The organism is Enterobacter cloacae complex sp. XAL002 (assembly GCF_049236805.1).
GTDB classification, from domain to species: Bacteria; Pseudomonadota; Gammaproteobacteria; order Enterobacterales; family Enterobacteriaceae; genus Enterobacter; species Enterobacter intestinihominis.
Genome location: NZ_JBMKJN010000015.1, coordinates 60743 through 82300 on the forward strand (window position 1 = coordinate 60743; position 21558 = coordinate 82300).

Sequence of the window (21558 nt, forward strand, 5' to 3'; positions counted from 1 at the left end):
TAGCCTCTGTCGGCGATGACCTGGATCAATCGCCCTGGACGGCCTTTATCTATTTGAATAAATAATCACGATTACCGAGATTTCATTCACCTTGCACGTAATTACTTTTCCTTATGTTCTGATGGTTTTTTTCATTTATAGCGCCAGGTCTGAAAAACAGTGATTTTATGCGGGTTTGAATGCCACCCCAGATTATTATTCTGCTATAAATCTGCATTTCAGCACGCTGCATTGATAATACCGCTTTCATATAGTGAGTCAGATCACACTCCCCTGCACCTTCCCGGCGCTTTAAGTGGTTGTAAAAATAGTGAAATCATCAATAAAAACAACAATATGACCACTCTTTAGCACATTTTTGTATAAATAAGATTGCCATTTGACCTGTGTACCAATTCCCGATAAGTTGGAAATCCGCTGGAAGCTTTCTGGATGAGCGGCCTGCTCATCATATTTATGCAGTAATTGAGATTCCCTCTGAAGCAAGTCCTCAAACTTGTTTACCTGCGCGAAAGGATGAAAAAGAGGGCGAATGCGAGGTCCGCGTATGAAACGCTAACCCCGTCGCCATGCTCTTTCTGCGCCTGTGCGCCACGGTAAAGTTCAGTGGGAAGCCCGACGAGCCTGGGGAGGTTCACTGATATGTTGTACGATAAATCCCTTGAGAAGGATAACTGTGGTTTCGGCCTGATCGCCCACATAGAAGGCGAACCTAGCCACAAGGTAGTGCGTACTGCTATTCACGCACTGGCCCGTATGCAGCACCGTGGCGCCATCCTTGCCGATGGTAAAACCGGCGACGGTTGCGGTCTGCTGCTGCAAAAACCGGATCGTTTCTTCCGCATCGTGGCGGAAGAGCGCGGCTGGCGTTTAGCCAAAAACTACGCTGTCGGTATGCTGTTCCTGAATCAGGATCCTGAAAAAGCTGCCGCGTCACGCCGCATCGTTGAAGAAGAACTTCAGCGTGAAACCCTGTCGATTGTCGGCTGGCGCGATGTGCCAACCAACGAAGGGGTGCTCGGTGAAATCGCCCTCTCCTCGCTGCCTCGTATTGAACAGATTTTCGTCAACGCGCCTGCGGGCTGGCGTCCGCGTGATATGGAACGCCGTCTGTTTATTGCCCGCCGCCGCATTGAAAAACGTCTTCAGGACGATAAAGAGTTCTACGTCTGTAGCCTCTCTAACCTGGTGAACATCTATAAAGGTCTGTGCATGCCGGCTGACCTGCCGCGCTTCTACCTGGACCTGGCGGATCTGCGTCTGGAATCGGCCATTTGCCTGTTCCACCAGCGCTTCTCCACCAACACCGTTCCACGCTGGCCGCTGGCTCAGCCGTTCCGCTACCTGGCGCACAACGGTGAGATCAACACCATCACCGGTAACCGCCAGTGGGCCCGCGCCCGTACCTATAAGTTCCAGACCCCGCTGATCCCGGACCTGCACGATGCCGCGCCGTTCGTGAACGAAACCGGCTCGGACTCCAGCTCAATGGATAACATGCTGGAACTGCTGCTGGCGGGCGGGATGGATATCGTGCGCGCCATGCGTCTGCTTGTACCGCCGGCCTGGCAGAACAACCCGGATATGGACCCTGAGCTGCGCGCGTTCTTTGACTTTAACTCCATGCACATGGAGCCGTGGGATGGCCCGGCAGGCATCGTTATGTCCGACGGACGTTTTGCCGCCTGTAACCTGGACCGTAACGGTCTGCGTCCGGCGCGCTATGTCATTACCAAAGACAAGCTCATCACCTGTGCCTCTGAAGTGGGTATCTGGGATTACCAGCCAGACGAAGTGGTCGAGAAAGGCCGCGTCGGACCGGGCGAGCTGATGGTGATTGACACCCGCGGTGGGCGTATTCTGCACTCTGCTGAAACCGACAACGATCTGAAGAGCCGCCATCCGTACAAAGAGTGGATGGAGAAAAACGTGCGTCGTCTGGTGCCGTTTGAAGATCTGTCGGACGAAGAAGTGGGTAGCCGCGAGCTGGACGATGACACCCTCGCGAGCTTCCAGAAGCAGTTTAACTACAGCGCGGAAGAGCTGGACTCGGTTATTCGCGTGCTCGGCGAAAACGGCCAGGAAGCGGTCGGCTCAATGGGTGACGATACCCCGTTTGCTGTGCTCTCCAGCCAGCCACGCATTATTTACGACTATTTCCGTCAGCAGTTTGCGCAGGTCACCAACCCGCCAATCGATCCGCTGCGCGAAGCCCACGTCATGTCGCTGGCCACCAGCATCGGCCGTGAGATGAACGTATTCTGTGAAGCCGAAGGCCAGGCGCACCGTCTGACCTTTAAATCACCGATCCTGCTGTACTCCGATTTCAAACAGCTCACCACCATGACCGAGGAGCACTATCGCGCCGACACGCTCGATATCACCTTCGACGTGACCGAAACGAGCCTCGAAGAGACGGTGAACGCGCTGTGCGACAAAGCCGAGCAGATGGTGCGTAACGGCACCGTTCTGCTGGTGCTGTCTGACCGCAACATCGCGAAAAACCGTCTGCCGGTGCCTGCCCCCATGGCGGTGGGGGCTATCCAGACGCGTCTGGTGGACAAGAGCCTGCGCTGCGATGCCAACATCATCGTTGAAACTGCGAGCGCGCGCGACCCGCACCACTTTGCGGTGCTGTTAGGCTTTGGCGCCACGGCGATCTACCCGTATCTGGCTTACGAAACACTGGCCCGCCTGGTGGATACCCGCGCGATCGACAAAGACTACCGTGCTGTGATGCTGAACTACCGTAACGGCATCAACAAAGGTCTGTACAAGATCATGTCCAAAATGGGCATCTCGACCATCGCCTCATACCGCTGCTCGAAGCTGTTTGAAGCGGTCGGTCTGCATGACGACGTTGCCAACCTCTGCTTCCAGGGCGTGATCAGCCGTATTGGTGGCGCAGGCTTTGCTGACTTCCAGCAGGATCTGGTGAACCTGTCGAAACGCGCCTGGCTGGCACGTAAGCCGCTGGAACAGGGCGGTCTGCTGAAATATGTTCACGGGGGTGAGTATCACGCTTATAACCCGGACGTGGTGCGCACACTGCAACAGGCGGTGCAAAGCGGCGAGTACAGCGATTATCAGCAGTATGCTGAGCTGGTGAACAACCGTCCGGCGGCGACGCTGCGCGATCTCATTGCCCTCAATCCGGGTGAGGAAGCGGTCAGCATTGACGAGGTTGAACCCGCATCTGAGCTGTTCAAACGTTTCGATACCGCGGCGATGTCCATCGGCGCGCTGAGCCCGGAAGCCCACGAAGCGCTGGCGGAAGCCATGAACAGCATCGGCGGCAACTCCAACTCCGGCGAAGGCGGTGAAGATCCTGCCCGTTACGGCACCAATAAAGTGTCCCGTATCAAGCAGGTAGCGTCCGGCCGTTTCGGCGTAACGCCTGCGTACCTGGTTAACGCCGACGTGATCCAGATTAAGGTCGCGCAGGGTGCGAAACCGGGTGAAGGCGGTCAGCTGCCGGGTGATAAAGTCACCCCGTACATCGCTAAGCTTCGCTACTCGGTGCCGGGCGTGACGCTGATCTCCCCGCCGCCGCACCACGATATTTACTCTATCGAGGATCTGGCGCAGCTGATTTTCGACCTGAAACAGGTCAACCCGAAAGCGATGATCTCCGTGAAGCTGGTTTCCGAGCCGGGCGTTGGCACCATCGCCACCGGCGTGGCGAAAGCCTATGCGGATCTGATCACCATCGCCGGCTACGACGGCGGCACCGGCGCAAGCCCGCTCTCCTCCGTAAAATACGCGGGTTGTCCGTGGGAGCTTGGTCTGGTGGAAACCCAGCAGGCGCTGGTCGCCAACGGCCTGCGTCACAAGATCCGTTTGCAGGTAGACGGCGGGCTGAAAACCGGCCTCGACATCATCAAAGCGGCGATTCTGGGTGCGGAAAGCTTCGGCTTCGGTACCGGCCCGATGGTTGCGCTCGGCTGTAAATACCTGCGTATTTGCCACCTGAACAACTGCGCAACGGGCGTTGCTACCCAGGACGAAAAGCTGCGTAAGAATCACTATCACGGCCTCCCGTTCAAAGTGACTAACTACTTTGACTTCATCGCCCGTGAAACCCGCGAGCTGATGGCGCAGCTGGGCGTGAAGCGTCTGGTGGATCTGATTGGCCGTACCGACCTGCTGAAAGAGCTTGAGGGCTTCACGGCCAAGCAGCAGAAGCTGGAGCTGTCTAAGCTGCTGGAAACCGCTCAGCCGCATCCTGGCAAAGCGGTTTACTGCACCGAGAACAACCCGCCGTTCGACAACGGCGTGCTGAACGCGCAGCTGCTGCAACAGGCGAAGCCGTACGTGGATGAGAAGCAGAGCAAAACGTTCTGGTTTGATATCCGCAACACCGATCGTTCCGTGGGTGCATCCCTCTCCGGTTACATCGCGCAAACGCACGGTGACCAGGGCCTGGCGTCGGATCCGATTACCGCGCACTTCAGCGGTACCGCGGGTCAGAGCTTCGGTGTGTGGAACGCGGGCGGCGTTGAGTTATACCTGACCGGTGATGCCAACGACTACGTCGGAAAAGGCATGGCGGGCGGTCTGCTGGCGGTGCGTCCTCCGGTTGGTTCAGCCTTCCGCAGCCATGAAGCAAGCATCATCGGCAATACCTGTCTGTACGGTGCAACCGGCGGTCGTCTGTTTGCCGCGGGCCGTGCGGGCGAGCGTTTTGCGGTGCGTAACTCCGGTGCCATCACCGTGGTGGAAGGCATCGGCGATAACGGCTGTGAATACATGACGGGCGGAATTGTGTGCGTCCTGGGTAAAACCGGCGTGAACTTTGGCGCGGGCATGACGGGCGGTTTTGCCTACGTCCTGGATGAAGACGGTGAGTTCCGCAAACGCGTGAACCCGGAACTGGTGGAAGTGCTGGACGTTGATACGCTGGCCATCCACGAAGAACACCTGCGCGGCTTAATTACCGAACACGTGCAGCATACCGGTTCTTCGCGCGGCGAAGAGATCCTGGCGAACTGGCCGGCGTTCTCTGCGAAATTTGCGCTGGTTAAGCCGAAGTCCAGCGATGTTAAAGCCCTGTTGGGTCACCGTAGTCGTAGCGCAGCAGAGCTGCGCGTGCAGGCGCAGTAAGGAATTCAGATGAGCCAGAACGTTTACCAGTTTATCGACCTTCAGCGTGTTGATCCGCCAAAGAAACCGCTGAAGATCCGTAAAATTGAATTTGTTGAAATCTACGAGCCATTTTCAGAAGGCCAGGCCAAAGCACAGGCAGACCGCTGCCTGTCCTGCGGTAACCCTTACTGCGAATGGAAGTGTCCGGTCCATAACTACATCCCGAACTGGCTGAAGCTGGCCAACGAAGGGCGTATTTTTGAAGCCGCCGAGCTGTCTCATCAGACCAACACCCTGCCGGAAGTGTGCGGCCGCGTGTGCCCTCAGGATCGTCTGTGTGAAGGCTCCTGTACGCTGAACGACGAGTTTGGCGCGGTGACCATCGGCAACATCGAACGCTATATCAACGATAAAGCGTTCGAAATGGGCTGGCGTCCGGATATGACCGGTGTGCGTCAAACCGACAAGCGCGTGGCGATTATTGGCGCGGGCCCGGCAGGCCTTGCCTGTGCGGACGTGCTGACCCGTAACGGCGTGAAGGCGGTGGTCTTTGATCGCCACCCTGAGATTGGCGGCCTGCTGACCTTCGGTATCCCGGCCTTCAAGCTGGAGAAAGAGGTGATGACCCGCCGCCGCGAAATCTTCACCGGCATGGGCATTGAGTTCAAACTGAACGTGGAAGTGGGCCGTGACGTGCAGCTCGACGACCTGCTGAAGGATTACGACGCCGTGTTCCTGGGCGTGGGTACTTATCAGTCCATGCGCGGTGGTCTGGAGAACGAAGATGCGCCGGGCGTGTACGACGCGCTGCCGTTCCTGATTGCCAACACCAAGCAGATCATGGGCTACGGTGAGACCGCCGATGAGCCGTTCGTCAGCATGGAAGGCAAACGCGTGGTGGTGCTGGGCGGCGGTGATACCGCGATGGACTGCGTGCGTACCTCCATTCGTCAGAACGCGGCGCACGTCATCTGTGCTTACCGTCGTGACGAAGAGAACATGCCGGGCTCTAAGCGCGAAGTGAAAAACGCGCGTGAAGAGGGCGTGGAGTTCCAGTTCAACATCCAGCCTCTGGGTATTGAGGTGAATGCCAACGGTAGAGTGAGCGGCGTGAAGATGGCGCGCACGGAGATGGGCGCGCCGGATGCGAAAGGCCGTCGTCGCGCGGAGATCGTGGCCGGTTCTGAACACGTGATCCCGGCTGACGCCGTGGTGATGGCGTTTGGTTTCCGTCCTCACAGCATGGAGTGGCTGGCGAAGCACAGCGTAGAGCTGGACTCTCAGGGCCGCATAATTGCGCCGGAAGGCAGCGACAACGCGTTCCAGACCAGCAACCCGAAAATCTTCGCCGGTGGCGACATCGTTCGCGGCTCTGACCTGGTGGTGACGGCGATTGCCGAAGGCCGTAAAGCGGCTGACGGGATCATGAACTTCCTGGAAGTGTAAGCCCCTCTGACTCCCCGGCAGAAGCATAAAGCGGAACGCTGGGGAGCCTGTTTTCAGTAGCCTGCCCTTAAGTTAATGATACCTTTTTAAGCAAAAAAGCAGCGTAGATCCTGACGTAAACGTTTGCTTTCATGAAAAAAATGTATATTATGCGGCGGATTTTTTGGCCAAAATTCAAGGAGGCGTTGTGTCGCAAGATAACAATTATAGCCAGGGCCCCGTCCCTCTGGCGGCGCGGAAAGGCGTGGTTCCACTCACTTTTGTGATGTTAGGGTTAACCTTTTTTTCCGCCAGTATGTGGACCGGAGGTATGCTCGGTACCGGTCTTTCCTATAATGATTTCTTCCTCGCAGTTCTCTTCGGCAATCTCCTCCTCGGTATTTACACTGCTTTTCTTGGCTACATTGGCGCACAAACCGGCCTCTCAACCCATCTTCTTGCGCGTTACTCGTTCGGTATAAAAGGTTCCTGGCTTCCCTCCATGCTTTTAGGCGGTACGCAGGTAGGATGGTTTGGCGTCGGCGTAGCGATGTTTGCCATCCCGGTGAGTAAAGCCACGGGCATCGACGTCAATATCCTGATCGCGGTATCCGGTCTGTTGATGACCATGACCATCTTCTTTGGTATCTCAGCACTGACGATTCTGTCGATCATCGCCGTTCCCGCGATAGTTATCCTCGGCAGCTACTCCGTCTGGCTGGCGGTGCACGGCGTGGGCGGGCTGGATCATTTAAAAGCGATGGTGCCACAGACCCCGCTCAATTTTTCAGGTGCGCTGGCGCTGGTCGTCGGCTCCTTCATCAGCGCCGGAACGCTGACCGCCGACTTCGTCCGCTTTGGGCGTAACGCGAAAGGCGCCGTGGTGGTGGCAATGGTGGCGTTTTTCCTTGGCAACTCGCTGATGTTTATCTTCGGTGCGGCAGGCGCCGCGGCAGTTGGACAGGCGGATATCTCGGACGTGATGATCGCTCAGGGGCTACTGCTGCCCGCCATTATCGTTCTCGGCCTGAACATCTGGACAACCAACGACAACGCGCTCTATGCGTCGGGTCTGGGCTTTGCCAACGTGACCGGCCTTTCCAGCCGCACGCTGTCGGTGGTTAACGGTATTATCGGCACGCTCTGCGCGCTGTGGCTGTACAATAACTTTGTCGGCTGGCTCACCTTTCTGTCGGCGGCGATCCCTCCCGTCGGTGGGGTGATTATCGCCGACTATCTGATCAACCGCCGCCGCTACGCCAGCTTCCATAGCGCTACCTTTGTGCCGGTCAACTGGGTAGCCATTCTTTCGGTCGCGCTCGGCGTGGCTGCCGGGAATATTATTCCCGGTATAGTGCCGGTGAATGCGGTCCTCGGTGGCGTATTCAGCTACCTTCTGTTAACCCCCTTTGTCAGACGTACCTTTGCTACCGCCCCGGAGGCTCCACATGCAGAATAATACCCTCACCATTCGTCAGGCCCGTTTACAGGGGCAAGAGGGGTTATGGCAGATCGCAATTGAAAACGGGCGCTTTAGCCGTATTGAACCGCAGGACGCGGCATCGTCACCTGCGGGCCAGGTGCTTGATGCTGAAGGCGGGCTGGTCATTCCCCCTTTCGTTGAGCCGCATATCCATCTGGATACCACTCAAACGGCTGGTGAACCGAGCTGGAACCAGTCTGGTACCTTATTCGAGGGGATTGAGCGCTGGGCTGAACGTAAGGCGCTGCTCACCCACGAAGATGTTAAGACCCGCGCAATGCAGACGCTGAAATGGCAGATGGCCAACGGCATTCAGCATGTGCGTACTCACGTTGACGTCTCCGATCCCACGCTGACGGCGCTGAAAGCGATGCTGGAAGTGAAGCAGGAGGTCGCCCCGTGGGTCGATCTGCAAATCGTGGCGTTCCCCCAGGAGGGCATTCTTTCTTATCCCAACGGTGAAGCGTTGCTGGAAGAGGCGTTGCGTATGGGGGCGGACGTCATTGGCGCAATTCCGCACTTTGAATTTACCCGCGAGTATGGTGTGGAGTCGTTGCACAAAACCTTCGCACTGGCGCAGAAGTACGACAGGCTGATCGACGTACACTGCGACGAAATCGATGATGAACAGTCGCGCTTCGTGGAAACCGTCGCCGCGCTGGCGCACCGTGACGGGATGGGCGCGCGCGTTACCGCCAGCCATACCACAGCGATGCACTCCTATAATGGCGCCTACGCGTCCCGCCTGTTTCGTTTGCTGAAAATGTCGGGCATCAACTTCGTCGCCAATCCGCTGGTGAACATCCACCTTCAGGGCCGTTTCGACACCTATCCTAAGCGCCGCGGCGTAACGCGCGTGAAAGAGATGCTGGAGGCGGGGATCAACGTCTGCTTTGGGCATGATGACGTTTTCGATCCGTGGTATCCCCTGGGCACCGCCAATATGTTGCAGGTGCTGCATATGGGTTTACACGTCTGCCAGCTGATGGGGTACGGGCAGATTAACGACGGGCTGAATCTGATCACCACCCACAGCGCGAAAACGCTCAACCTGCAGGACTACGGCGTGAAGGTGGGTAATTCTGCGAACCTGGTTGTTTTACCGGCCGAAAATGGCTTTGATGCGGTTCGTCGCCAGACGCCTGCGCGTTATTCTGTTCGTCACGGGCGGGTTATCGCCGAGACGGTACCCAGCCAGACAACGCTGCATCTGACGCAGCCGGAAGCGGTAACCTTTAAACGGTAATTATCGATTCAGGAAATCTCATCCGGAGCCGTATCAGCCTGTTTACGCTTTATCAGGTCTACAAATCGCAGCCTCTTTGCAGACCTGGTAAGCGCGGCGCCAGCGGTGAACTGGCGCGTCTATTTTCGATATTCTTTTGCAGAAGAGAGATTATAAATAGACCAGCGTAATCACCGCCTCGCCGTCCAGCTTGATCTCTTGCCCGCTGCCAAGCCCGTTGGCGACAGCGGCGCTCACCTGTAGCGGAACAACCGCCGATGAGATCGGCTGCGGAATATCCGTGCCTTTTTGCACAAACGTATAGAAAAAGTCCTGCTGGGTCGGCAAGGGCAATAGCGTCGTGCGCGTCCATGGACCATTTTTGGTCGCGGCCCCGGCGATCTCCACCTGAACAGCGGCACTTTCGTCGGCTGCCGTCACGCCTGCCGCGTTAATTTGCACCCCATAACTGCCAATCGGCTTCTGCTCGCTGGTCAATCCTAAACCAAACAGGCGGGTCGTATCACGCACATAGACACCGTTATTTATCTGGAATTTTACCCCTTCTTGCCCGGATTTATCTTTGCCAACGACCACGGAACTGGCGCGGGTATCACGCGCGGTAATCGCAACTCCCGTAGAAGATTCACACGTCACCGATAGTGTAAGATCGCGAGTACCAAGCTGTGTGAATGCGCTGGAGGAGAGCGACCCCGCATAGCGCGTGCCGAAATCTGCCACACCGCCATTGCTCAACGACGGTGTACAGGCGGCAGCGTCAACGGTGACATCCACATCAATATTGACCGTATCAGTTGCCCATACCGCTGAAGCGGCAGACATTCCGCAGAGTAATAGCGCTATACGCTTTTTCATTGTACATCCATCCTTACGCGTAAATTTCCGCGCCACACTTCTCTGTCCGTAATATGGTTACTTTTGAAGCGCGGTTTGATGGTAAGCGTGACAGACGCCGTTTTTCCCCGCAGCTCCTGACCGTTGATAAACGCAATCCCTTCGTTAAGCGCTGGCGCGATCTCTCTCACGCCGCCATTGGTAACCCACGGGTCGCCGGCATGGATAGCCGCCAGATTGACTGTACGATCGTCCACCGTTGCCTGCGCGGCAGTAACGCGCATGACGCCGTTATCACCAAAACCAAATTCATGCCCTTTCGGTACGTTACTGCCCAGAAAGAGACGAATACGCGACGGTTCATCACATATCACGTTCAGGACAATCTGTTTCTCCGGCATCTCAATCAACGTGTTCCCTTCCGCCTGGCGCTCTGCGGCACTCATACGGCCATAGCTGAGTTTTTGCTGGCTTGATACTAACTGGCAGTCAGCCATAGCATGCAGAGAAAACGCCATTGCGCACACGGCTAAAAAAAGCGCCTTCATTTACACACCTCATTGACAGTTTCATAGAATGTATCGGTATTTGCCTCTTTCGGAAGCTTCAGACCAAATGCACAGGTGCCGTTATCCAGTTTTGCCACCACCTGTTGAGCAGGTTCAACATCGTTAAAAAAGACCACGCCGTCATCCACTGAGGTCGTAAGATAATTTCCGTGCGAATCCTCAAGGGCGATCCCTTTCGGCAGCTTTTTACCGTTTGCCAGGGTAACGTTCACCAGTGCACGTCGCTGGGTTAACGCAGTAAAATCAAGATGCCCTACCGCTCCTTTGCCAAGCGTGACGACACGGGTTCCATTCCCGATATCCATATTTTTCGGCAATGTTTCCGTATCCACTTCTACCCGCGCTGGGCGCCAGGCTCCCACTGACGGTACCACTGCCTGACCACGGAAGTCGGTCCATACCGGCCCCTGGGGCGTGTCAATCCTCACACCGGAGACGGGTTTATCCAGAGCAGCGATCGCGAACGTGTCACGGATCGCCCATGGAGAGAACGTAACGCCTTGTCCATGAACCGCGATGCCCCCCTGTAGCGATCCTGAATAGCTGCGGCTATTCTCGTTATCCGAACTGGCGCTCAGGCCAAGCTGCGTATAGTGAAGGTTGCTGCTTATCCCACCGTTTACATTATCGCGATTCGTGGCCTGATCGTGTTCAGCTCCCAGCGACCAGGATGTGGTATCACTTACAACACCAAGCGCAGAGGCGCCATACCGCGTTTTATGGTCATCATGACGGCTGTACAGGCTTACGCTATTGCTGGCACCAAAAGGAATACTGAGGTTGACGTAGAACAGATCGCCATCATCCTCATTCTCCTCATCTGCACTCAACTGATGTTGCCAGTTCATGGAAATCGTGGCGTACTTGAATGACTTGTTCCAACCCGCAGAGATGAAGCGGGAATCATCTGACTTATCATAACCCTGCGTTTGGTAGTAGCTGGTGCTAAGCGTGCCTAAGTAGGGCACACTCCAGGTCAGCCCGGCGGAATACTCATTTTTATTACCGCTGTCGAAATCATCATCCAGTGCTTCAAAAAGTTCGCGATAGTCTTGCGATTTATGCGTAACAGAGGCGTTAGCCCCCATGCCAAATGCGGGGTCAGAACTCCATGTTGCCGATAGCGTGTACCTCTGCCCTTTCAGTGAATCTTTCGAATCGTTGGACTGGTTCGCCTGGAGTGAAACAAGCCAGGCTGGTAGCGGCACTGTATCAAGGCTGGTGGCGACAGCCTGGTAATCTTCGCCTACGATTGAGCCTGCGTTGACATTCACCCGTTCGCTTAGTTTCCAGCCTCCAGAAAGGCTGGCTACCCATGGCGTTTCACTATAGCTATCGCTCACTCGTCCCAGCGCGAAGTGATATCCTGAAGGCGCCCCTGCGCTCTGGTTATACAGCGCTGCGGGCACCACATAGCTGTGCTGGCTGCCATCGGTTTCCACTACCGTCACGTTCAGATCGCTAACGCCGTTACGTACCGGCACATCGGTGAGATTAAACGGCCCGACCGGCACCAGTGTGCTGTACACCAGAACATTTTGCTGACGCACTTCAATACGGGCCTGAGGCGTATTGGCGATACCGGACACGCTCACTCCGCTACCGCCCTGTTGTAAGGCGCTCTCCGGTGAAAGCTCGATACCATAAATTCCCGTTCCCTGAAGAAGGGAGTTATTGATATTGACCTCGCCCGCCCTCAGGGTACTTTTCAGGGGGACAAAAGTATGCTGCAAATAGGTCGACGAGTTATTACTCTCGAATTCTCCGTCGCTCCGGCTCAGCAGTTGCTGAGTACGTAAGATCCAGTCGTCGAAATTGACCCCACCGTCCAGCATGGCCTGTGAATAGTCAGAGTGCCCGTCACCAAACTCATTGCGCGAGGAGAGAAGAGAATAATTCAACAGCGCAGCAGTGCCACCGGAAGTATAAGCTCCGATATCCGATTCGCTGTTTGCTATCCGATCCGCCGGTACAACCAGACTTAGAGATTCTTGCGCAGGCGAAGCCTCCACAATAGCGCTCGGGATATGACCGGTATAATCGTAGCAGCCGGACTCATAGTCAGAGGGAACTTTTAATCCTGCCTGCTCCATAAAAGGTTTGTCAAAACAGAGATCGCCGTTGTTGTCGAAACGAGCAATAACGTTGCCTTTATTATCACCATTCACCTTCAGGGCGACGGAAACGCTACCCGGTAAATACTTCGTCTTGCGAGAGAAATAATTTGATACGTCCGGGTTTATCCCCAGTGAACGAAGCGTTTCCTGATCAAAATTAATGGCAGCAGTCTCCATCTGCTGAGCCATCGCCTGGCCAGAACAGACCAGGCCAATGAGACAGGCGAGTAACGTTTTTTGCTGCATATCCTTTGCTGTCCTTATAGAGGCTTACTTCAAATCTGTAGTAAAGCGATCCCCTTTATAGCCGTAACGACTCGCCGGATAGAATTCAACTTTATTATCAGAGAAATTTGGTAATGTTGTTTTTATCGAGGTGTGAGGAAGGATGTAGGTCTTATCCAGCACACCCGCTTTTCCTGAGGGTAATGTTTTAAAGGATGCCGTTATACGAACAACGTAATCGCTGGGATTGTTGATAACCAGGCCATCACCCTTTTTGTTCCATGTCAAAAATTTCCATGGCTGCGTCTCCTCAGGTAGACCCGCAGGATGAATTACAACAGGAAGATCCTGGCGGATAGTCAACGCAACTTTATCTTCTCCTTTCTCCTTTGGAGGAATGCCTTCGAACGTGACGCGTTTAAGTTCTTCATACTTCATGGGTTTGCTGGTTTGCAGCAGAAAACGCATTCGCTGTGTTTCCCCGGCGTCGACACGGACTACAGGTTGAGAAACGATTAAACGAATAGATTTATCGCTATCAGGTAAATCTACAATGTTTGTATAAAGCAATGCAGGTTGCGAATCCGTATTTTTAACATTCATACTGGCTTCGCCTTTTTGTGCATCGACTAATAAAACCGATGTTTCTGGAACCATACCGGTGGCACAACACTTTGTCGCTACAGCCAACAACGCAAGATATAGAATTTTCTTCATGACTTTCCACTCACATAAATAAATAAAAATCATACCGGCATTATTTTTATTATTCTTGCGGCAGAGAAAGCTATTTTAATGCAAAAAAAGCGTGACAATGGCTTTTAAATACTCTAACCATTGCCACGTTAATTAAGCGTTAAATTATTAGAGATATACCAGACTAATGGTTGCGTTACCGTCCAGCGTAATTACGTCAGTCGTACCTAATACCGAGTTATCCTGCACTGCAGAGGTAACCAGCAACGGCACGCTAAGCTGTTTGAAGGCTTTTGGCTGCGTGGTACCGGCTGTTGCTACGGTATTCGCTTTTTGGTAGCCCGTGCAGCCATTAAGCGAGCAGAGGTAACCCAGGCCTGGCGCAACTTTCTCCCAGGAACGCTGGCCTTCAGTGATGCTCCCTGTTACCAGGGTGTCAACATTCGCGCCATCCGCTGTGACCGCTTCAGTATTGATGGCAACGGTGTAAGCACCAATGCTCACGCCAGCGGTGGTTTTACCCAGACCAAAGGCACCAGCGGTGTTGCTGAAGTCTGATTTATCCGTACCGCTACCTGCGATAAACGCGGTTGAAGACAGGTTAACGCGACTGTCCAGGCGGTTATCGGTGGAGGTAAAAGCAACGCTCATGTTGCTTTCGCAACTGATATTTAGCGTGATGCTTTTCTGCCCCAATTGTACCAGCTTGTTTGTCGCACCGGTCGGTGCAATATTTTGGTTCAGTACCGTTCCATAATCTACAACGCCGCCATCAGGCAGGGTCGGCGTACATGCAGCCGGGTTAATCGTACCGACAACTTTCAGCGTAACATCGTTAGCGGCCTGGGCAGCAAAAGCGGATAAACCGAAGGCTACGGCGACGGTTGCTGCCGAGAGTACTTTTTTAAATTCCATTATTTTCATTTCCCGATTTATTTTCTACAGCATTTAGCAATAACGAATATCAAAGATAAACAAGGCTCAGCGTGGCATTACCGTCAAGCGTGATAGTATCGCCTGTACCCAATACAGTGTTGTCCTGAAGCGCAGTTGTAATGCGTAACGGCATATTCATAACTTTAAAAGCTTTTGGTGTGGTGGTTCCCGATGCAGCAGCCGTAAAGACACGTGTCTGGCCTGTGCCACTGTTAACTGGTGCAAAAGCACCCGTACTGGATTTTACCCAGGTATAATTTGATGTATCGGTACCTGTGGCTGCAATGAGATCAGCGACAACACCATCTGTTGTTGTATTAACGGGATCTGCTGCAATGACATAGGAGCCAATATTCACACCCGCACTCGTTTTACCCAAGCCATAGGCGTTTCCTGAAGCGTTAGCATTTACATTATCGAAAAACCCATTTTCAATATAAGCGGCGCTCCCCAGGCCCACACGAGTATCATGGCGGTTATCCGTAGAAGTCACCCCAACGCTGGTATCGCTGTCACAGGTAATAGTGAGAGTAATACTTTTAGCCCCCAACTGAACCAGTGTATTCGCCGTGCCAGTTGGATTGATGGTAGAAGCTGGCATTGTGCCATAATCTACCACTCCACCGTTTGGCAGTGAGGGTACGCAGGAACCAGGAACGATATTACCAATAACTTTCAACGTCACATCATTAGCCGCGTGTGCATTTGACATGGCGAGGGCTGCACAAATAGCAGCAGATGAAAATAATTTTTTAAAAGTGATATTCATAATTTGTCCTTAAAAGAAAATCCGTTTTTGTTAACGCACATATATATTTTCACAGGGTGATATCGGATACAATCAAATTAAAATAAAACATTATTGAAGATAAATTTAACTGTCCTACAGAAAATAACCCAACAAGATTAATCCCATGCCAATTAATAGACCGATATCTTTTGCAAAGACACAAGTTTTTTAGAGAGTAATTTTATGCAGAAAATAAAAAAACCTGCACAGTTGTGCAGGTTCGGAAAAAATATTGTGCTTTATGAAGTTTATTTGACGACACGGAGTGCCGGACGACCACCGCGCGGAGGCGGATCGTCATCAGGGTCATTGTCGTCGTGATGGTCGGGTTTATCGCCATCAATCACAGACATTACCGTGTCGCTTTCACGTTCATCGGATGTCCCATCATCGTTCAGGCTGGCGACCTCTTCATCATAAGCCGCTTCCGGTTCGAACATGGTACCTGCACCGTTTTCACGGGCGTAGATAGCCAGAACCGCAGCCAGCGGAACGGAAACCTGACGCGGCACGCCGCCGAAACGCGCATTAAAGCGCACTTCGTCGTTAGCCAGTTCCAGGTTACCCACTGCACGTGGCGCAATATTCAGTACAATCTGTCCGTCGCGTGCGTATTCCATTGGAACCTGCACGCCCGGCAACGTCACATCCACAACCAGGTGCGGCGTGAGCTGGTTATCCAGCAGCCATTCATAGAAGGCGCGCAGCAGATACGGACGGCGTGGTGAAAGTTGTGACATTTCCACAGTCATTAGCCTCGGCCGAGACGCATTTCGCGCTCCGGTTCAGTTAAGGATGCCAGGAAAGAGTCGCGTTCGAATACGCGAGTCATGTAGCCTTTCAGCTCTTTCGCGCCAGGACCGCTGAATTCTACGCCCAGGGTTGGCAGGCGCCACAGCAGCGGTGCCAGGTAGCAATCTACCAGGCTGAACTCATCGCTCAGGAAGAAAGGTTTTTGACCAAATACCGGCGCAATCGCCAGCAGCTCTTCACGCAGCTGTTTACGCGCAGCATCCGCTTCTGAAGAGGAACCGTTAACGATAACGTTCATCAGCGAGTACCAGTCTTTCTCGATACGCTGCATGTACAGGCGGCTTTCACCACGCGCAACAGGGTAAACAGGCATGAGCGGCGGATGCGGGAAACGCTCATCCAGGTATTCCATAATGATACGGGATTCCCACAGGGTCAGCTCACGATCCACCAGCGTCGGTACGCTTTGGCTCGGGTTGAGATCGATCAGATCCTGAGGCGGGTTATCCTTTTCCACATGCTCGATCTCAAAACTGACACCCTTCTCGGCCAGCACGATACGAACCTGATGGCTATAAATGTCAGTAGGACCAGAAAACAGCGTCATTACCGAACGTTTGTTGGCAGCGACAGCCATGAAAACCTCCAGGTATATTCAGAATTTTTACTGCTACCAGCCCAACGGGGCCAGCCAGATGATGTATCGCCCATCCCAGAGAAAACACATTGTTCAAGAATCGAACAAAAATCGAGTATTCACCGATATTTGGGCATAAAATTGGATGATAGTTTACCAGATTTTGATGGCTTTGTGGTGAGGGGATGCCGGAAATGTGGAAAAAGAGAAGATATATGAAATGTTACTGTGGATAACCTGCGCATTATCCATAAAAAAACCCGCCGAAGCGGGTTTTTCGCCAATCGTTCTGCGTAAGCAGAATAGATTAACGTTTGGAGAACTGTGGACGACGACGTGCTTTACGCAGACCCACTTTCTTACGTTCAACCTGACGAGCGTCACGAGTAACGAAGCCAGCTTTACGCAGTTCAGAACGCAGGGATTCGTCGTACTCCATCAGCGCGCGGGTGATACCGTGACGGATCGCACCTGCCTGACCGGAGATACCACCACCTTTAACGGTGATGTACAGATCCAGTTTTTCTACCATATCAACCAGTTCCAGCGGCTGGCGAACTACCATGCGGGCAGTTTCGCGACCGAAGTATTGTTCCAGAGAACGCTGGTTAATTACGATTTTACCACTGCCCGGTTTAATGAAAACGCGAGCTGCGGAACTTTTGCGGCGACCAGTGCCGTAGTATTGATTTTCAGCCATTGCCTATAATCCCGATTAGATGTCAAGAACTTGCGGTTGCTGTGCCGCGTGGTTGTGCTCGTTGCCTGCGTAAACTTTCAGTTTACGGAACATAGCACGACCCAGCGGGCCTTTTGGCAGCATGCCTTTAACCGCGATTTCAATCACACGCTCAGGACGGCGGGCAATCATCTCTTCAAAGGTCGCTTCTTTGATACCACCGATGTGGCCGGTGTGGTGGTAGTACATTTTGTCAGTACGCTTGTTGCCGGTAACAGCAACTTTGTCAGCGTTCAGAACGATGATGTAATCACCGGTATCAACGTGCGGAGTATATTCCGCTTTATGCTTACCGCGCAGGCGACGAGCCAGTTCAGTAGCCAGACGGCCCAGAGTTTTACCGGTCGCGTCAACAACATACCAGTCGCGCTGTACGGTTTCTGGTTTAGCTGTAAAAGTTTTCATTAAAAGCTTACCCAAATAATAAGTTACACGTTGGTGAACACCCAAACGTTTAGTCAGTTGAGGTTCACACGACAAAGTCCGGCAAACCTACCCCTTCGAATAGCACATGCCGACACATAGAAAGTTTCGGGAAAAAAACCTTCTCGTAACGTGGGGTCGCAAGATTATAGAGAAGTTGAGGTCAAAGATCGACCCTTAAATGTGATTTGGGATGGGTTTTTCGGGGTTGCGTATTGTGCGGTCTGGTGCCCTCACCCCCAGCCCCTCTCCCACAGGGAGAGGGTAGCGTTTGTTAAGGCCTGGTGCCCTCACCCCCAGCCCCTCTCCCACGGGGAGAGGGTAGCATTTATGGCATATGCTCACGCTTGAGGTACTCTTCGCTCTGCATCTCTTGCAGGCGCGACAGGCAGCGCTGGAACTCAAACTTCAGGCGCTCGCCCTGATAGATCTCATATAAAGGCACCTCGGCACTGACTACCAGCTTGACGTGGCGCTCATAAAACTCGTCCACCAGCGCGATGAAGCGGCGCGCTTCGCTCTCCATGAGTGGGGTCATGACGGGCACATCCCATAACATAACGGTATGGAACAGACGCGAAAGCGCAATGTAGTCATGCTGGCTGCGGGCGTCCACGCAGAGCGTTGCAAACGAGACGGCCAGCGTCTGGTTCTCTACGCCAAGCGTCGGCAACGGACGATGATTAATCTCCAGCGTTGGCGCGTTATCCCGCGGCGACCCTGCCAGCGCCAGCCAGAGTTTATCCATCTCGCTGGCTGTGTCGGCGTTCAGCGGTGAAAGCCACAGGTGCGCCTGCGTCAGCGTGCGCAAACGATAGTCGACGCCAGCGTCGACATTCATGATGTCGCAGTGCTGCTTAATGGCAACTATGGCTGGCAGGAAACGCGCCCGCTGGAGACCGTTGCGATAAAGCTCATCCGGCGGGATATTTGAGGTCGCCACCAGGGTGATCCCACGCGCAAACAGCGCTTTCATCAGCCCCCCCAGCAGCATCGCGTCCGTAATATCGGAAACAAAGAATTCGTCGAAGCAGAGTACGTCCGTTTCCGCCTTGAAGCGGTCCGCCACGATTTCCAGCGGGTCGGTTTCGCCCTGGAGCGCCGTCAACTCCTCATGAACCCGCAGCATAAAACGGTGAAAGTGCAGACGCTGCTTACGCGTGCCGGGCAGGCTCTGGTAGAACATGTCCATCAGCCAGGTCTTACCCCGCCCAACGCCGCCCCACATATATAAGCCACGAACCGGTGCGTTTACCGTGGGCTCTTTTTTGCCCAGTAAACGGCCGAATGCCGCCTTCAGCCCACTGCTCTGCACCGCATCGGCGGGTTTCGCCAGAAGCTCCTGGTAAATCGTGTCCAGGCGGTTTACCGCTTCACGCTGGACATCATCCGGCTGGTGTGTGCCCTCACTCAGGGCGAGTTGGTAACGCGACGATGGGGACAGGTTTTGCATGATGTTATTGTTATTCCTTTAGTTAAACCTCATCAGCGGCCGTGGCTGATGAAAAAAAGGCCGTTCTACACTACGCGATGATACGTCAGGATTCCACTTCTGCGGAAATAGCGGTTATAGTGGCATAATCAGGCACAGGCAGGAGCCGAGCCAACACCCTACGGAACAACAAGACAACGGGAGAAGTTCATGACCTGGGAATATGCGCTAATCGGTTTAGTCGTCGGCATCATCATTGGTGCTGTGGCCATGCGTTTCGGTAACCGCAAATTGCGTCAGCAGCAGTCACTGCAATACGAACTGGAAAAGAACAAAGCCGAACTGGAAGAATACCGCGAAGAGCTGGTCAGCCACTTTGCCCGTAGCGCTGAGCTGCTGGACAACATGGCGACAGATTATCGCCAGCTCTACCAGCACATGGCGAAAAGCTCCAGCAGCCTGCTGCCGGAAATGACCGCGGAGAGCAACCCCTTCCGCAATCGTCTGGCGGACTCTGAAGCCGGTAACGATCAGGCACCGGTTCAGATGCCACGCGACTATTCAGACGGCGCGTCCGGCCTGCTGCGCGGTGGCGTAAAACGCGATTAATCGCACAACCTGAATAAATTTTACGGGCGCACCTTATGCGCCCGTCCTTTCTTCCCGTCCCCAGCTATTATTTAGTCAAACTCCTCATTGTTCAGCGGTTGAAAATTCAATAACATCAAGATGTTTTTGGGGCCGTTCTTTTTCATTCCAGGATACGAGAGTCAGCATCGATGAAGAAAAAAAACCAGCTGTTGAGCGCCTTAGCGTTAAGTGTCGGGTTATCTCTCTCGGCGTCCTTCCCCGCCAGTGCGGCACTACCTTCGCAGGTGCCAGGACAAGAAGCCATTCCCAGCCTTGCGCCGATGCTTGAAAAAGTCCTGCCTGCGGTAGTCAGCGTTCAGGTGGAAGGGACGGCACGCCAAAGCCAGCGTATTCCCGAAGAGCTGAAGAAATATTTTGGCGAAGAGGCGCCGGATCAGCAGGCTCAGCCGTTTGAAGGCCTTGGTTCGGGCGTGATTATCGACGCGGCCAAAGGCTATATCCTGACCAATAACCACGTGATCAGCCAGGCTGATAAAATCAGCGTTCAGCTGAACGATGGCCGGGAGTTTGACGCCAAACTGATCGGCGGTGACGATCAGAGTGATATCGCCCTGCTACAGGTGCAAAACCCCAGCAACCTGACCCAGATCGCCATCGCCGATTCCGATAAGCTGCGCGTGGGTGATTTTGCCGTCGCGGTCGGTAATCCGTTCGGTTTAGGGCAGACCGCCACCTCCGGGATTGTCTCTGCCCTGGGGCGCAGCGGCCTGAATCTCGAAGGGCTGGAAAATTTCATCCAGACCGATGCCTCCATCAACCGGGGCAACTCCGGCGGTGCGCTGCTTAACCTGAACGGCGAACTGATCGGCATTAATACCGCTATCCTCGCACCAGGCGGCGGCAGCATCGGGATTGGTTTTGCCATTCCGAGTAACATGGCTAAAACCCTGTCTCAACAGCTGATACAGTTTGGCGAGGTTAAGCGCGGGCTGCTGGGCATTAAAGGCATGGAGATGAGCGCCGATATCGCCAAAGCCTTTAAGCTCAACGTCCAGCGCGGGGCGTTTGTCAGCGAAGTGCTGCCCAACTCAGGATCTGCGAAAGCGGGCGTGAAATCCGGTGACGTTATTGTCAGCCTGAACGATAAACCGCTGAGCAGCTTCGCTGAATTACGTTCGCGTATTGCCACCACGGAGCCTGGCGCTAAAGTGAAGCTGGGCCTGATCCGCGAGGGCAAACCGCTGACCGTGGAAGTCACACTGGACAAGAGCACTTCCTCTTCCGCCAGTGCAGAACAGATCTCCCCGGCGCTACAGGGCGCAACGCTGAGCGACGGTCAGCTTAAAGACGGCACGAAAGGCATTTCTGTCACTGCCGTTGAGAAAAGCAGTCCAGCCGCGCAGGCAGGTTTACATCAGGACGACGTGATCGTGGGCGTGAACCGCACTCGCGTGCAGTCTATTGCCGAAATGCGTAAGGTGCTGGAGAGTAAACCGGCGGTCATTGCCCTGCAAATTATCCGTGGCAACGACACCCTCTACATTTTACTGCGTTAACCATTTGCGACTCCGGGCATC

At 54.1% G+C, this 21558-nt stretch carries 17 protein-coding genes; 6 read left to right on the forward strand and 11 right to left on the reverse strand.

The annotated features are described in order from the left end of the window. Window positions 1-642 precede the first annotated feature (642 nt). The 4 genes from gltB (at window position 643) to codA (ending at window position 9239) form a co-directional block, all read left to right on the forward strand. The gene (gene gltB, locus ACOT0L_RS15520) at window positions 643-5103 is read left to right on the forward strand and encodes a glutamate synthase large subunit (RefSeq protein WP_022649542.1); all 4461 of its coding nucleotides are present in this window, start codon (window positions 643-645) and stop codon (window positions 5101-5103) included. 9 nt (window positions 5104-5112) lie between these two features. Beyond that, window positions 5113-6531, forward strand: a complete 1419-nt coding sequence (gene gltD, locus ACOT0L_RS15525) for a glutamate synthase subunit GltD (protein ID WP_045622114.1) — start codon at window positions 5113-5115, stop codon at window positions 6529-6531. 187 nt (window positions 6532-6718) lie between these two features. After that, window positions 6719-7969, forward strand: coding sequence for a cytosine permease (gene codB / locus ACOT0L_RS15530; protein ID WP_126503517.1), 1251 nt, complete (start codon window positions 6719-6721; stop codon window positions 7967-7969). Continuing rightward, window positions 7959-9239, forward strand: a complete 1281-nt coding sequence (codA, locus tag ACOT0L_RS15535; protein ID WP_126503515.1) for a cytosine/isoguanine deaminase — start codon at window positions 7959-7961, stop codon at window positions 9237-9239. Before codB ends, codA begins: the two co-directional genes overlap by 11 nt. Window positions 9240-9389: 150 nt before the next feature. Here the strand turns inward: codA and ACOT0L_RS15540 are convergent, their stop codons facing one another. From ACOT0L_RS15540 to zapE, 11 genes are all read right to left on the reverse strand, one after another. Continuing rightward, complete coding sequence (locus ACOT0L_RS15540) at window positions 9390-10094, reverse strand: DUF1120 domain-containing protein (RefSeq protein WP_260473321.1); 705 nt, start codon at window positions 10092-10094, stop codon at window positions 9390-9392. Continuing rightward, window positions 10091-10621, reverse strand: a complete 531-nt coding sequence (locus ACOT0L_RS15545; RefSeq protein WP_023307075.1) for a hypothetical protein — start codon at window positions 10619-10621, stop codon at window positions 10091-10093. The genes ACOT0L_RS15540 and ACOT0L_RS15545 overlap by 4 nt, the downstream gene beginning before the upstream one ends. Further along, entirely contained in the window at window positions 10618-13005 is a 2388-nt protein-coding gene (locus tag ACOT0L_RS15550) for a fimbrial biogenesis usher protein (protein ID WP_045308046.1), read from the reverse strand. Before ACOT0L_RS15550 ends, ACOT0L_RS15545 begins: the two co-directional genes overlap by 4 nt. Window positions 13006-13029: 24 nt before the next feature. Then, window positions 13030-13701, reverse strand: coding sequence for a fimbria/pilus chaperone family protein (locus ACOT0L_RS15555; protein ID WP_022649549.1), 672 nt, complete (start codon window positions 13699-13701; stop codon window positions 13030-13032). Window positions 13702-13848: 147 nt separating this feature from the next. Then, entirely contained in the window at window positions 13849-14595 is a 747-nt protein-coding gene (locus tag ACOT0L_RS15560; RefSeq protein WP_022649550.1) for a DUF1120 domain-containing protein, read from the reverse strand. Between the two features lie 49 nt (window positions 14596-14644). Next, window positions 14645-15385, reverse strand: coding sequence for a DUF1120 domain-containing protein (locus ACOT0L_RS15565; RefSeq protein ID WP_022649551.1), 741 nt, complete (start codon window positions 15383-15385; stop codon window positions 14645-14647). Window positions 15386-15654: 269 nt separating this feature from the next. Continuing rightward, window positions 15655-16152 (reverse strand): ClpXP protease specificity-enhancing factor, encoded by a 498-nt coding sequence (sspB, locus tag ACOT0L_RS15570; RefSeq protein WP_032622090.1) that lies wholly within the window; start codon window positions 16150-16152, stop codon window positions 15655-15657. A 5-nt stretch (window positions 16153-16157) separates the two neighbouring features. Next, the gene (gene sspA / locus ACOT0L_RS15575) at window positions 16158-16796 is read right to left on the reverse strand and encodes a stringent starvation protein SspA (RefSeq protein WP_003860438.1); all 639 of its coding nucleotides are present in this window, start codon (window positions 16794-16796) and stop codon (window positions 16158-16160) included. 307 nt (window positions 16797-17103) lie between these two features. After that, entirely contained in the window at window positions 17104-17496 is a 393-nt protein-coding gene (rpsI, locus tag ACOT0L_RS15580) for a 30S ribosomal protein S9 (RefSeq protein ID WP_003860436.1), read from the reverse strand. Window positions 17497-17511: 15 nt separating this feature from the next. Then, entirely contained in the window at window positions 17512-17940 is a 429-nt protein-coding gene (rplM, locus tag ACOT0L_RS15585) for a 50S ribosomal protein L13 (RefSeq protein ID WP_003860434.1), read from the reverse strand. 346 nt (window positions 17941-18286) lie between these two features. Then, the gene (gene zapE / locus ACOT0L_RS15590) at window positions 18287-19411 is read right to left on the reverse strand and encodes a cell division protein ZapE (protein ID WP_126503513.1); all 1125 of its coding nucleotides are present in this window, start codon (window positions 19409-19411) and stop codon (window positions 18287-18289) included. A 189-nt stretch (window positions 19412-19600) separates the two neighbouring features. Between zapE and zapG the strand changes: the two genes are divergently transcribed. Together zapG and degQ are read left to right on the forward strand one after the other, a co-directional pair. Continuing rightward, window positions 19601-19999: a Z-ring associated protein ZapG gene (gene zapG / locus ACOT0L_RS15595; protein WP_022649554.1), complete on the forward strand. Its 399-nt coding sequence runs from the start codon at window positions 19601-19603 to the stop codon at window positions 19997-19999. A 170-nt stretch (window positions 20000-20169) separates the two neighbouring features. Beyond that, window positions 20170-21537 carry a serine endoprotease DegQ gene (degQ, locus tag ACOT0L_RS15600; protein WP_022649555.1) on the forward strand — a complete coding sequence of 456 codons (1368 nt, stop codon included), beginning with the start codon at window positions 20170-20172 and terminating at the stop codon, window positions 21535-21537. Window positions 21538-21558 lie beyond the last annotated feature (21 nt).